The sequence below is a fragment of the Nitrospira sp. M1 genome, assembly GCF_965152605.1.
In genome coordinates this window covers 4,104,315-4,117,113 of sequence record NZ_OZ224217.1, presented here as the reverse complement: position 1 = coordinate 4,117,113, position 12,799 = coordinate 4,104,315, and the positions used below count along the sequence as shown (strand labels likewise).

Genomic DNA, 12,799 nt, shown 5'->3' with positions numbered 1-12,799 from the left:
GATAGTCAAATGATTTTACCCGTGGCGATTGTCACACTGGCCGGCACAGCCCCAGACCTCCGCAGAGATCTGGATGCAGCCAATCTGATTTGGGGAAACGATTGCGAAGTCTGGATTGAGATCGTTGACACGATCGTGGTGAATCGTCCAGAACTATTGGTTCTGTCGCAAGAAGATTGCAGGGGAGTTGGTCATGTTGTTAGTGACGAAGAGGACGAACTCTTTGCCATTGGCCGGGACCTTGGTTCAGATGTGGTGGGCTACTATATCCAATCCTCAAGTTCGAGTGACTCCCTCCTTGGTTGTGCGGCACATCCACCAGGACGTCGGGGCTTCTGGGTCCGTCACGATACAACCCTCGATTTTGTGTGGGCTCATGAACTTGGGCATGTCGTGGGTGATAATCCTCATATTCCTGATAGTGATAATCTGATGCATTCTGGCAGTCTGCCTTCGACAAACTTGCCGCTTGATTTGAATGAGGAGCAATGTCGAAGGATTGTAAACGATCCAGCATTACTTTCAGTTGAATCCATCGCGTTGAATTTGTAAGCGCACGCAGAGGGGACAGCATATGGTCATGGACACGCTCTCGCCAGAACTTAAGCAAGCACTTGAGTCATTTGAAATGGAAGAGCTTGATATCATGATTGAGAGAAAACGCCTTAGAGACTTTAAACAACTTCGACGTCTCCTGGCATTGGATGCTTCCGTAAAACCGGAATACCGCCAACGGGCATTATATGCTCTAGGTCGATGGGGTGATCCTAGCATCGTGAAGGATATCGTGACATTGCTTCCGGAGCTTCCAGAGTCGCATTGTATCACCGGACTCGAAGCTCTCAGTCGGTTAGGAACCACGGCAGCGCGCAAAACGGTTAGACTGTTTGCCGACAATCCCTCACCGCACATACGCAAAACGGTGGTAGAGGCATTGACCCGCCTCGGGGGTCGATCGGAAATAGCAAGGCTTCAGATGATTGCGAAAACGGACAAGGTGCAATGGGTTCGGGAGTTAGCGCAAAAACGGCTTAAGACCGCGCTTCAACGGTAGACGCTGTGGCTGCACTCTGAAGGTTACTGACGAAAGGTTAAAGTCAAGCATTATTTATTTCAGAAGTTTTTGCAGTTGCCGGTCTTTGGCTAAGCGTACTTTGAGTCAATTGGCATGCCATTCGGCGTTGAAGCGGTCGGAGGTATCAGCCAACAAGGCCAGAAAGTACTGGCATTGCTCATCAGCGGTGAATACTTTTCGGCGGCTGGCCCCACGGTTCATCACGTGATACCACGCCCCCTTAAATTCAATGCGAAACGGTCTAGCCATAACGCGTCAGTATACCTTTTCCCAATACGATAAAACTAGATTTGACCCTAAGTACGTGTCGCCCGATCGATTTAGGTGATATTTTTATAGCCCGACCTGGTTGGTCTTTCATTGACGCAGAACTTCAGAGAGCTGATGCTGAGGGGGGATTTAAAGTAAGGCAGGAATGTGTCCATACGGGAGGTCGTGAGCCAGCGAGACCATTTCGTAGAAAGTTGGAATCTCTCATTCAAAACTCAGGGGAACCTTTGATTTTGAATTTTGAGGGGATTGCCTCGACGTCAAGCAGTTTTCTTGACGAACTACTGGGACGCCTCGTGCTCACACTTGGCGATGAAAAATTTCGACAATTTATCTCTATCGTTAACATGACACAAACCATTCGGAATATGGCAGATGTCGTTATTATGCAGCGACGTAGAAATAGTTAGAAGCGGCTTACCCCAAATGGGAGTCACGGTGCTTGTTTTATCATATAAAGTTTTCTGTAGTTTTCCTGAGCTTTGTCTTTGCTCAAGCCATTGAATGTGTTGGGCGCTTATCACGTAGGCATGCGTACTTCCTCTTTCGACGGTCTGTCTAAGGGGATTCCCAACGTGTGTTGAGCCGACTGAAGTCCTTCTTGTCGAAGGTGTACACGAGAGAGTTTTGTTCTTTCGCTCTGGATGCCAGATAGCAGTCGACGAAATCGATTTTCGTGGATGCAAACGAGCGTAGTGCGATCAGGATGATAGTCTTTTCTGGTCCTTTTACGCCCTTGAACCCGAAAATGGCCATGAGTTTTTGGGCAATTTCATTTCGAGGTACCTCGTAAAATTTCTCAAGAGTCCATATCATCTCAGCCACGATCATTGGGGCAATCTCGATATCTTCTGTTCCTGCTTCAACACGCTCCATAAGGGCTGTGGCTTTTTCGGCGTGATGTGGATCATCGCCAATTAAGTATCGAAGGAGAACATTCGTATCAATGAGATGTGGTTTCTTGGGCTGTGGCAACGGCTACCTTCCTTTTGGTTATCTCTCGAATGTTTTTGTTCAAATGCTTTTCTTTGGCAAAGTGTCGTAATGATCCGGCCAGGGCTTTGGCTTGTCCCTTGGGGATTCCTTTCAGCTTTACGTCGTCTTTTTCGACAATGAAATCGACCGCGTCGCCTTCTTTAATTTTCAGTTTTTCTCGTATCTGTTTGGGGATTGTGATTTGTCCCTTGGATGAGAGGGTTGCTGCCATATCTTTACCTCATAATAAATCTTTACTATAAATTATAGTAAGGATCATCTTGAAACGTGTCAAGTCATTCGAAGCTTGAAAAGCCTTAAAAACTGTTTGCACGGACTCAGTCAAAGGGTTAAGTCAAGTTTTATAAGGTTGACGCACTTTTGTGACTCCTGGTTCCGGGCTAGTCGTGCTTCAAACTGGCGGATACTGGCGCTCGCGCTCGCGTAGTGTTTTAACCCAAACTTCCGTGCGATCTCACTTAATTTCATGTCCGCTTCTTGTTGATAAATGTACATCGTCATGCCTCTGCCTGGGTTGCACGACGTTCGCCCTCTTTTCAAGGCCCAGACGCTCTTTGGCTTGACATCCAGGCGTCGACAGACTTACCTCGACGATTCGATTAACCGTTGGCCTGACTCGCGCCTCACGCAGGCCTGGCACATCAATATCTTTATTCCGTAGCTTAAGGGTTTGCTTAAACGCATCGCTCCCAAGAATTGGTGGCTGTTTCTTTTTCGCATAAAATGTTCGTATTTCTTCATCGATCCCTTCAGCCACATACGCCTTGTACGTTTCAACCCGTCGACGCGTGGCAAATGCCCTCAAAATATACTCGCAGGTGAGCCATGAGGGATGAGGGTGTTGACCGATATAGGCTGGATAACTGGACCACATGAATTTCGTTTTAATAGGGGGTTGCCCTCTTAAATACTAATAATCTTATTCATTTCTTTGTTTAGATGCAGGCACAACTAAATCTCTTGCCTTGCCCATGTCAATGACACGTGCTGCCAAACGGTCATTTGTATCCTTTTCAATGATATGTGAGAGATTTTCAACAACCTTTTCAACTGTTTTTTTAGGTAATGCAGTATTTTTAACAAGTTCCGGCATGGATTGTTTTTGTTCATAATAAAGATGACCCAAAACCAATTCCTCTTCAGACGACAAACTTTCGAAGCTCTTATAGAACCTCCCTCGACCTTCAAATTGTTCTAAAGTTCGTTCTCTGATCAGTTTTTCTTCTTGGATTTTCTCAGCTGGCGTTACCTTGATATTGGCTTTTTTCATTGCTTCGGATAATCTATTGGTAACTTCGATATTGCGTTTCTTGCTGACTCGTTCCTTGAATTCCTGTCTAAGCCAATCATTGATTATCGGTTTACCGTTAAATTCCTCACCAAAATCTTTGTCACGGGTGACGATAACGATATTGCTACAGTACTTTTTTGCATTTGCACAAGATATTACCCATTCCCAATTTACTGCATCCCCTATAGATAGATCTGAACCTTTTCTTGGTGGATAACCTAAAAGGAATCGTTTTCGAGCTAGTCTTCTAATTGTAAATCTGACTTTGTTTTCTCTCCTAAGGTTATAGTCGGAATCAGCTTTAAAAATACGTTGTGTACATTTATAAACTGGATCAGACAGAGTGGGAGTTGTAAGAACCTTTCCCACACGTTTCTGCAGGTCTTGAGCGAGGCGCTGTATGCTTTGTTCATTCTTGCGAAGTGCAGCTGCCTGTTTAGACGAACTTAGAAAAGCTGGAAATTGCTGATTCTGTATTTTTGCTTTTAGATCTCGATGAGCCTCAAGTATGACCTTCTGCCGATTTTTCTTGAATTCCATTTCAACTTGATGTGTCGTGACAAGTATATCAATATGAGATTCCAATTTAGTGAGTATGGAAAGATCTTTTTCTCCACCAGGGACTCGATAGAAATCAAGGTATACATTTGTATCTACGAAAATGAGAGTGCTCAATTTAATTCTCCAGCTAGTGTCCAAAGTTTAGTATTGGCATTTTGTAAATTAATAATCATTTCAAAATAGTAGGGGTGGATTGCTTTTACGCTTAATGTAGCGTCAAGCCCAGTTTTATCGTTTTTATAGTCTTGGGAGCAGATCTAGTTTTATAATGTTCAACCATTGATTTGTTGGAATTGTTGGTCTTTTCTCAATTGTACATCGTTCTAGTCCAGACAACTTGGATAAACCCAACTACAGTAGATATGGATAAGAATTTTTGCAGAATTATTTACGATGTCAAGTAAATCCATCAAGATTTATGGAATGTAAGGCCGCTGATATGGAATGAACCGTGTCAGAGTTAAATGAAGCGATTGTTCTTATCGTTTACGAAGTCTCGAATGGTCGGAAAAGGCCTGTTGAGGATGCGGGGAAACGTCAAACATCGATTTGATGTTGAGTCAACTCACTACGCTGTTTTGCGGCGCTTTACGGCTTGGCAAGGTCGTATGTGACCTGGAGGTTCATCCACAGCTTCGCGGAGGTCCCCAATTCTTTCGCAAGATCTAACCCAGATTCGCCCGCCTCAATAAAAATGGATTAGGTCAAACAAACGTAAGTCATCGATAAAATTGGTGGATCGTACAGGGATCGAACCTGTGGCCCGCTGATTTAAGATTCGTATCTCGTTATTCGTCGCTCGTATCTCGCATAAAGAGCTTCTTTGAAATACCATCCATGAATAATAAAGAGGACAAGGGGACGTATTCATTTTTCAAATTCGCTGTTGGGAAAAACCTTTGCAGGATTGGGATCGATAAGTACGAGGTTCGTGCCCGCTTTCGCCCTGGAGTAGTACTTTCCTCTGACAACACCCTTTAATTGAGAAAAGTCATATTCCTCTCTCATTTCTTGTTCTTCAGATCCCTTGTTCATAACACTCTCTTTCTCGTCTGGTCACTACTCGAGCGCTGATGATCCTGCTTGAGGGTTCAGCAATATGGGAGTTATAGGTTGGCGATTAGGTTTGTTGCTAGGGTCGAACACTTTCAGGTAGACGCGATAAGATTTCATCAAAGGTTTTGGGGTCAGATCTAGTTTTATAATGTCTAGCCATTTATTTGTTGGAATTGTTGGTCTTTTCTTAATTGTACATCGTTCTCGTTCAAACACTTGGATAACCCCAACTACAGTAGATATGGATAAGAATTTTTGCAGAATTATTTACGATGTCAAGTAAATCCATCAAGATTTATGGAATATAAGGCCGCTGATATGGAATGAACCGTGTCAGAGTTAAATGAAGCGATTGTTCTTATCGTTTACGAAGTCTCGAATGGTCGGAAAAGGCCTGTTGAGGATGCGGGGAAACGTCAAACTCGATTTGATGTTGAGTCAACTCACTATGCTGTTTTGCGGCGCTTTGCGGCTTGGGCAAGGTCGTATGTGACCTGGAGGTTCATCCACAGCTTTGCGGAGGTCCCCAATACTTTCGCAAGATCTAACGCCGAATCGGCGGTAATCCCTCTTTTGCCCTTAATGAGTTCGTTGAGTCGGGTGCGGGTCCATCCTAGCTTCTGAGCAAATTGGGATTGATTCATCCCAGCAGGCTCAAGAAATTCTTCTAGCAGCATTTCTCCAGGATGAAATGGATTTTGAGGTTGCTTCATACGTTTCCTCCGTTCACTTAGTATTCAGTGATAATCCACAATCTGTACATGACTTGCATTTCCTCCCTCCCACTGAAATACCACACGCCATTGATCATTAATTCGAATAGAATACAGTCCTTTCGAAGTTCCCTTGAGTGCTTCTAGCCTGTTACCAGGAGGAACACGCAGATCTTTCAACTCGGCTGCTTCATGTAGGTACAATAATTTCCTTCGTGCAGCGCGTCGCAATTCTTGAGGGAATCGCCGCGTTTTGGAGGAATGGACATCGTCGAATAAATCTTCAGCAAGCTGATTCCCGAACCGCACAATCATTGTTATATGTTATCGGAACATGATAACAATTTCAAGGACTCTAACAACATGAAATGGCCTTTGTTTCTCCCCTCCCTAGACGTTGTGCCAATCGGTCAATTATTAATCTATCTGTCGCTGTTTTCTCGGTGAGCCAATCTGCCTTTTGAATAGTTATAGCCGTTTCAAATAACTTCCACATGCTTGAAGTGAGTAATCACGCGGGGTTAGTTGATCGACCTCAGCTGGAATTTATTTGGATTCGCTATAATGCCCCAGATTTATTCTTTCCTGAAGTCACGATTTCTTGATAAACCTCGGACGGAATTATTGTCTGCTTGGTTAGATTTTGAAGAAGTGGAAGTTGGTTTATGCGTGCGAGTGTGATGAGGGGGCTGGAATCAAGAACCAGAATCACTGAGGAGGTTTTTCTTGAGTCCCTAGTGTCTTTTCATCTTCTTCTAGATCTTTAAGCGTTGTATCGAACCAGGGTATTCGATATTGGCTAAGAAGATTAGGGAACTCTTCTCGTGGCACATGCAAGAGTTCTGCAGCTTTTGCGCGGCTTATTTTACCTTGGTGTAGCAAGTCCATGACCAGTGCCTGACGAACCTCATGCTTGGCTTCTTCTTCTGAGCCTAAGCAAGCTCTTAATTCTGGAGGGATTTCAACGTGCAGTGACTTCATATGTATTCAACCTTTAAGTGCATTTTATCAGTATATTTAGTAAAGAACCAGCAGGTCTAGTTGTAATTTAGCTTGAAAGCAGGCGTTTCAGTTTCATTTCTGGTTGGGGGTGCGCCCACTTCAAATTCTCTGCAATAAATACTTCTGTTTTTGCCATGGCATTATCTTCGGCTGCATAGAGGAGAATCCCTTCCCGCTCGACAGTGGCTGGGAGGGAAGAAGGTGCTTTTCGTTGACTTTCGAACTCTTTTCTCGTCAAAACCAAAATATCTTTAGAGGCCCCTAATCCTGTAAGGACTCTGAAGGCTTCTTGATCGCGCCGATATCTAGGCAGTGCAGAATCCTGGAGCACCATAAGCAGGTCATAGTCGCTGTCGTACTTGCCGCTCCACGTGCAACGGAGCCAAACAGGTAGATGCTTTCCGGGTGAAATGCATTTGTTAATCGTTGCACAATTTCAGTGAGGATGGAGTCGTGGAGGAGTTCTTCAGCGTGTTTCGATATGACAGCCATACCTTAAGTTTTTATATGCTCAGGCAGTGTCTTACGCTTACGTTGAAAAAATTGGTGGGTCGTACAGGGATCGAACCTGTGGCCCGCTGATTAAGAGTCAGCTGCTCTACCAGCTGAGCTAACGACCCACCGGAGAGGATGTTGAAAAAACCCATCAGCTGCGTTCTCGTTGCTCGTTCTTCTCGACGTACTGGAAAGTACGCCTCGAAGCTCTCGCTGCCTGCGGCCTTGCTGAGTGGATTTTTTGAACATCCTCCAGATTAGAAGCATATTAAAAAATCACAAGCTAAAATCTTGTTGTTTGTGCCTGTGCGCTGTAGCGCTCCGGCGCGCAAGCGTATCTCGTATTTCGTGAAAAGCAAAGAGAGTTTTTACGAGATGCGAGCAAGGTTTCATGTTTTTCATGGTGCGCCTGGCAGGATTTGAACCTGCGGCACCTGGCTCCGGAGGCCAGTGCTCTATCCACTGAGCTACAGGCGCAAAATCCTTTAACAAGCAAAAATTGAAGCTAGCATGGATTAAATATCGAAGTCTAGCTAGTACGGAAGGTGGGGTAAAGCCGTACCAGTAGTCTTTGAACTTCCTCGTATTATCTGCGCTGTGCCGGACAGTATTGTTTTGCATGGTATTATTGGGTTTCGCTTTACTCACAAGATGGTGGTGGTTCGCTCGTTGCCTGGGCTTTTTCCGTGACGGTGGTCGAGGCTTGGACAACTGCTGACGGCAATTTGAGAATATCCGTCAGGATTCGTTCGACGTCTTGTGCGGTCATGCCATTCGATGGGGCAATGAATCGTTTACGAGCCACACGTCGTTCTTCTGGGTCGTCTGGTTCGTAATAGCCTAAAAGTTCTCCGCTTTGCGAAGCTTGGGTGAGTCGTTGAGTCCATTCGTTTACCGCCTCAGGGTTCCATGTTGCGTTGGTCATATCACCTTTGTGAATTTCCAGTTTGCTCCATATGGCCCACCCGACAAAGACGGCCCACGTTTCATTGAGGACTTCCCAGGCGTCTTCTTTGGAGAGAAACCGTAATTCGGTGGCGGCTTTTCGTTGGCGAATGGGGTTGATCCGGACAAAGCGATAGTGGCAGCGTAACTGGTCATTCGCTAATTTGAGCATAGCTTGCCCCGTTGGGCTAAGTGTCTTGGGATCAGATGCAGAAAAGAGAAAGTCTAGATAGGCATGAAATAATTCATGATAGAGCAGGCCGAGATCGTGGTGGGTCATGCGATTCAGTTCGGCTAAGACTCCGCCGGCTTTGTTGAACGAAAGACGCATATTGAGGATCATTCGATGGTCTTCGGGATGATATTCCGCAGCATAGGTGCGGAGGTCTTCAAAGACCACGGTGACAAATGTCGGGTCGATTTCTTTAAGGAATTCCGTTGGCAAGCCATGGGCCTCGGCTTGCTCGATCAGTGCCGGCCATGGGTGTTGGGCTGGTGTTGGTGGTACCTGACCTTCGGCGGCCCATATTGGCTGAGACGCAAACGTTATGAGGAGGCTTATCGTTAGTGTGAGGAAGGTGGTTGCTGCTTTGGGTCGGCTCCACGTCATCTTGTTAACTCCAATGATATGTTTGATCTTCTTCGATGAGATTCCAGGTTTCCAAAAACGATGAGGGGATATCATCGAGAAATCGTGAAGGTTTTGACAAGACCGATCCGGTCATTTTGTCATAGACATTGATGGGATAGGTGAGAAACAATTCTTGTTTGGCGCGAGTAATCGCGACATAAAGGAGCCGCCGTTCTTCTTCGAGTTCATCATCCTCAGCGAATGAATATGCAGAAGGAAACCGTCCATCAACCAACCACATGACAAACACGCAGCGCCATTCCAGGCCTTTGGCTGAGTGGATGGTTGAAAGAACGAGACGTTCGTTGTCGCGGTCCGGAGCCTCAATGTCAATGATGCTTTCGTTTGGTGGTTCGAGCGTAAGGTCAGCTAGGAAATCGCTCAATTGGTGATATCGTTCGGCCATGACGCTTAAATGTTCTAAGTCGCGAATGCGTTTGGGGTAGTCATCATATTGATCTTTGAGGATGGGCAGATAGTATTCCATAGTTTCGCTGATGAGTTCGGCTGGAGTCAGGGTGTCGTGTTCCGCGATGCCTTCGAGCAGTGTTGCCAAGTGCCGAAGGCCGTGGGCTGATCGTCCTGTTCCGTTTTTCAGTATATCGTAGGGTTGTGCAGTATTGACGAGTGCCGCGAGGACATCTTTGGCTTTTTTCGGGCCGACACCTTCAATTAAGAGAAGGATGCGATTCCAGCTGACGGTGTCGAGTGGATTATGTATGACCCGAAGGTGAGCTAAGAGGTCTTTGACATGGGCGGTTTCAATGAACTTGAATCCCCCTCGCTTCACAAATGGAAGATTGCAGCGGGTAAGTTCCAGCTCAAGATCGAAAGCATTAAAGCTGGATCGGAACAGGACGGCTATCTCATCAAGCGCGACCCCTTCTTCTCGAAGTTCTAAAATCTTTTGGGCGATAAATCGCGATTGCGCATTTTCTCCAGTGGCTTGCACCAGAACGGGGAGCGGTCCTTCCAGTTTTTTGGTGAACAGTTCTTTCGTATACTTTTCTGGCGCCTGTTCAATAAGGCGGTTGGCAAGTTGTAGCACGGGTTGTGTGCTGCGGTAGTTTTCTTCGAGTTTGTAGATTGTGGTATCGGGAAACAATGTGGGGAATTCCATAATATTTCGGAATGTAGCCCCTCGAAAGGCATAGATCGACTGCGAGTCGTCGCCGACCACCATCACATTGTCGTGGGTGGCAGCGAGCTTTCGCACCACATCGGCTTGTAGCCGGTTGGTGTCTTGATATTCGTCGACTAAGATATATCGAAAGATTTGAGAGATATTGTGACGAGCGGTTTCATCAGTATGAAGCAGTTCACGAAGTTTGACGAGTAAATCATCATAATCCACCAGTTGACGCTGACGTTTGGTGGTTTCATAGGCCTGCTGGAGTTTGGTGAGTTCCTCTAAAAATTCACCAAAATGGGCATAGTCATTCAAGAGAATATCTTCTGGGCTTTGTAAGGTATTGGCACTTTTGCTGTAAATATCGGCAATGGTGCGTTTTCGGGGAAACCGTTTCCCGACATCATTCAGGCCCATTTGGTTGCGTAAGAGATTAATCAGATCTTCGGAGTCTCCACGGTCGAGAATCGTAAACCCAGGCTCTAGGCCAACGGAACGACCATGGCGCCGCAAGAGGATATTGGCGACAGAGTGGAAGGTGCCTCCAGCGACCTGTTCGCTTCGGCTTCCAATGAGATACCCTACGCGGTCGAGCATTTCTTGTGCCGACTTACGCGTGAAGGTGAGCAGGAGGATGGACGCGGGAGGAATCCCTAAATCAATAAGGCGAGCAACCCGATAGACGAGCGTTCGTGTTTTGCCACTGCCCGCTCCAGCGATGACTAGCGCGGGGCCATTGACCGCTTCGACGGCTGCTAATTGTTGAGGATTTAACTCTTCCGCATAGTTGAGGGAGAGTGTCGGTGTCGTTTGTTCGGCCGCAGGTCGTTTTAATACGTAGATTTTGGGGTCAGGTTGGAGAGAATCCATAATGGCTCGTGAATCGTCGTTCGTCTTTCGTTTCCCGTCTTGCACTTCACGCTTCACGAATGACGCTTCACGTTTTCCCCAGACGAGATACGTTTTTCTAGCACACGGGTTCCGGGGTTGCAACGTACGAGGGCTCAATCTTCCGCGACCTTGGACAGGTCTGGAAAGTATGCGGTATACTTTTCCTTTATTATCCCTCATGTAAGGCGGCGTTATGAAATTGCCAGAAACCTATGGGTCGATCTTGAAAGATCTTGCAGATACGATGCTCGGTGTTGCCAGAGAATCCGTGGCGTTGATGAAACGAAGCGACCAGAAGCATTCGGTGAAACTCAATCGTACGCAAGAGTGGGAAGTCTATTTAGAGTTCCTCCGCGTACAGTTTAATCTTATTGATCGTTTATCTGCGTTCCATATTCCGATTCAAGATCAAAAAGAGTTTATGAATAGCCTTGAAGATTCCGTAAGCGTGCAGTTACGCACAAATTTAGCCCCGACCATGAGTGCCGCTGAAATCGATGACATGGAGGTGACCTTAGCGATTGGCAAGACGGTATCCGAAAGCCGGCAGATTTATGAGCGTTATAAATTTGTGGTGACTGAAGAAAGTAAGGATCGCGATGATTTTTTTCAAGCGTTTGCTGTACGAGTCGCTGGTAAAATGGAGGCATCGGGGAGTAAGGAGCTGACATCTGCTGCTATTTTGTGTGCAAGTTCCGTTGTCCCAGCTTTGAACAAACTGTTTGAGGATGCAACAGCGTTATCATCTCAGTCCAAGGGCGCAGAGTCTGTAGAACAGGAAGTCGGTAAGCCTTCCGATGTATCTGCGGCGACCTCACAGGATGACTCAGGTAAGGCTCAGGCCATTACCCTCGTTCGTGTGATGTCAAAAATTTCTGGAGAAGAGATTGATTCATGGTGGGGCATTCATCCACAGTTCCAGCGTGACCTTCAACCACAGGAAGCCAAAGAGTTAACTCAGCATATGAATCGTGTGACTCGCATCATTGGTGAACGTTTCGCGGTGGTGGCATCGCTTGCTCAATCAAGCGGAGATCAACCCGTGGGGAATGCCTAATCCACCAAAAGTATTTGTCAGCATCGCCTATCCTTGGTACTGTGATCTAAGAAGAAGGTTCTTGGTCAACTCGTTAAGCCTGTTACGACGTGGATTCACACATCCTGTGGCCGTTCCCAAAGCCGTTCCTCTCAAATTTCCATAATCCTGACAAACGTGGGTGTCATGGTGCGTCATGATGTTACGCTTCTCAAATAGCCTGTAATGCGGGGGTGTCTTGTGAAGATGTTGTTCTTCTTGGTCGCGTTTGTTGCCGTCTTTAGTCTTGGATACTATGCAGGGCAACGTCCCGATGAGATAAAGCAAAAGATTCGTGAGTTATCAGGAGACGTGATTGAACAGACGATTGGGTTAGATCAAAAGCTTTCGTTGCGCCGGGAGTTTCTGCAGGCAAAGGCACGACTCATTGAAGGGAAATCGAAGTTACTGGATCATCAATATAAAAGTGCAGCTGAGGAATTAGGGCAGGCATTTGAGCATTTAGGTAATGCAAAGGCCGTTGAGAGGAATGGGCATGTGGGGAAACGAGTCGAAGAGCTTATGTTCGAAATCCTTGAAGCGCAACAACGGCTCACGAAAGGGGAAGGGGTCTCACGAGAAACGCTTGACCTGGTTCAGGCCAAGCTGGACGAGTTACTTCCGTAGTTTCCCAGGGAAAATGAAAGGACGGTCTCTAGCGACTCTTCT

At 46.2% G+C, this 12,799-nt stretch carries 17 protein-coding genes and 2 tRNA genes; 5 read left to right on the top strand and 14 right to left on the bottom strand.

All coding sequences use genetic code 11. From position 1 onward, the window contains the following. The first annotated feature begins 9 nt into the window (after positions 1-9). The gene (locus tag ACWHX8_RS18495; RefSeq protein WP_447969609.1) at positions 10-552 is read left to right on the top strand and encodes a hypothetical protein; all 543 of its coding nucleotides are present in this window, start codon (positions 10-12) and stop codon (positions 550-552) included. Between the two features lie 28 nt (positions 553-580). Further along, a complete protein-coding gene (locus ACWHX8_RS18490; RefSeq protein ID WP_447969608.1) occupies positions 581-1,054 on the top strand; it encodes a HEAT repeat domain-containing protein in 474 nt (157 codons plus the stop codon). Between the two features lie 105 nt (positions 1,055-1,159). On the opposite strand, the gene ACWHX8_RS18485 is transcribed toward ACWHX8_RS18490, so the two are convergent. Beyond that, positions 1,160-1,324, bottom strand: coding sequence for a hypothetical protein (locus ACWHX8_RS18485; protein WP_447969607.1), 165 nt, complete (start codon positions 1,322-1,324; stop codon positions 1,160-1,162). Positions 1,325-1,365: 41 nt separating this feature from the next. Between ACWHX8_RS18485 and ACWHX8_RS18480 the strand changes: the two genes are divergently transcribed. Continuing rightward, complete coding sequence (locus ACWHX8_RS18480) at positions 1,366-1,755, top strand: STAS-like domain-containing protein (RefSeq protein WP_447969606.1); 390 nt, start codon at positions 1,366-1,368, stop codon at positions 1,753-1,755. A 148-nt stretch (positions 1,756-1,903) separates the two neighbouring features. Here ACWHX8_RS18480 and ACWHX8_RS18475 read toward each other — a convergent pair whose 3' ends face one another. From ACWHX8_RS18475 to ACWHX8_RS18415, 13 genes are all read right to left on the bottom strand, one after another. Continuing rightward, positions 1,904-2,320 (bottom strand): PIN domain-containing protein, encoded by a 417-nt coding sequence (locus ACWHX8_RS18475; RefSeq protein ID WP_447969605.1) that lies wholly within the window; start codon positions 2,318-2,320, stop codon positions 1,904-1,906. Beyond that, a complete protein-coding gene (locus ACWHX8_RS18470; RefSeq protein WP_447969604.1) occupies positions 2,289-2,552 on the bottom strand; it encodes an AbrB/MazE/SpoVT family DNA-binding domain-containing protein in 264 nt (87 codons plus the stop codon). The genes ACWHX8_RS18475 and ACWHX8_RS18470 overlap by 32 nt, the downstream gene beginning before the upstream one ends. 243 nt (positions 2,553-2,795) lie before the next feature. Continuing rightward, complete coding sequence (locus ACWHX8_RS18465; RefSeq protein WP_447969603.1) at positions 2,796-3,215, bottom strand: hypothetical protein; 420 nt, start codon at positions 3,213-3,215, stop codon at positions 2,796-2,798. Between the two features lie 45 nt (positions 3,216-3,260). Then, on the bottom strand, positions 3,261-4,307 hold the full coding sequence (locus ACWHX8_RS18460; protein ID WP_447969602.1) for a PIN domain-containing protein: 1,047 nt from the start codon (positions 4,305-4,307) through the stop codon (positions 3,261-3,263). A gap of 753 nt (positions 4,308-5,060) precedes the next feature. Beyond that, the gene (locus ACWHX8_RS18455) at positions 5,061-5,228 is read right to left on the bottom strand and encodes a hypothetical protein (protein ID WP_447969601.1); all 168 of its coding nucleotides are present in this window, start codon (positions 5,226-5,228) and stop codon (positions 5,061-5,063) included. Positions 5,229-5,695: 467 nt separating this feature from the next. Continuing rightward, positions 5,696-5,962: a HigA family addiction module antitoxin gene (locus ACWHX8_RS18450; RefSeq protein WP_447969600.1), complete on the bottom strand. Its 267-nt coding sequence runs from the start codon at positions 5,960-5,962 to the stop codon at positions 5,696-5,698. 24 nt (positions 5,963-5,986) lie between these two features. Further along, positions 5,987-6,277 (bottom strand): type II toxin-antitoxin system RelE/ParE family toxin, encoded by a 291-nt coding sequence (locus tag ACWHX8_RS18445; protein ID WP_447969599.1) that lies wholly within the window; start codon positions 6,275-6,277, stop codon positions 5,987-5,989. Between the two features lie 393 nt (positions 6,278-6,670). Further along, on the bottom strand, positions 6,671-6,943 hold the full coding sequence (locus ACWHX8_RS18440) for a UPF0175 family protein (protein WP_447969598.1): 273 nt from the start codon (positions 6,941-6,943) through the stop codon (positions 6,671-6,673). A gap of 67 nt (positions 6,944-7,010) precedes the next feature. Beyond that, positions 7,011-7,298 (bottom strand): hypothetical protein, encoded by a 288-nt coding sequence (locus ACWHX8_RS18435; protein WP_447969597.1) that lies wholly within the window; start codon positions 7,296-7,298, stop codon positions 7,011-7,013. A 210-nt stretch (positions 7,299-7,508) separates the two neighbouring features. Beyond that, positions 7,509-7,584, bottom strand: a tRNA-Lys gene (locus ACWHX8_RS18430). A gap of 276 nt (positions 7,585-7,860) precedes the next feature. Next, positions 7,861-7,936, bottom strand: a tRNA-Arg gene (locus ACWHX8_RS18425). Between the two features lie 163 nt (positions 7,937-8,099). After that, positions 8,100-9,014 carry a hypothetical protein gene (locus ACWHX8_RS18420; protein ID WP_447969596.1) on the bottom strand — a complete coding sequence of 305 codons (915 nt, stop codon included), beginning with the start codon at positions 9,012-9,014 and terminating at the stop codon, positions 8,100-8,102. Positions 9,015-9,018: 4 nt separating this feature from the next. After that, entirely contained in the window at positions 9,019-11,091 is a 2,073-nt protein-coding gene (locus tag ACWHX8_RS18415) for an ATP-dependent helicase (RefSeq protein ID WP_447969595.1), read from the bottom strand. 157 nt (positions 11,092-11,248) lie between these two features. On the opposite strand from ACWHX8_RS18415, the gene ACWHX8_RS18410 reads away from it, so the two are divergent. Further along, positions 11,249-12,112 carry a hypothetical protein gene (locus tag ACWHX8_RS18410; RefSeq protein ID WP_447969594.1) on the top strand — a complete coding sequence of 288 codons (864 nt, stop codon included), beginning with the start codon at positions 11,249-11,251 and terminating at the stop codon, positions 12,110-12,112. Positions 12,113-12,337: 225 nt separating this feature from the next. Next, complete coding sequence (locus ACWHX8_RS18405; RefSeq protein WP_447969593.1) at positions 12,338-12,757, top strand: hypothetical protein; 420 nt, start codon at positions 12,338-12,340, stop codon at positions 12,755-12,757. The last annotated feature ends 42 nt before the right edge of the window (positions 12,758-12,799 follow it).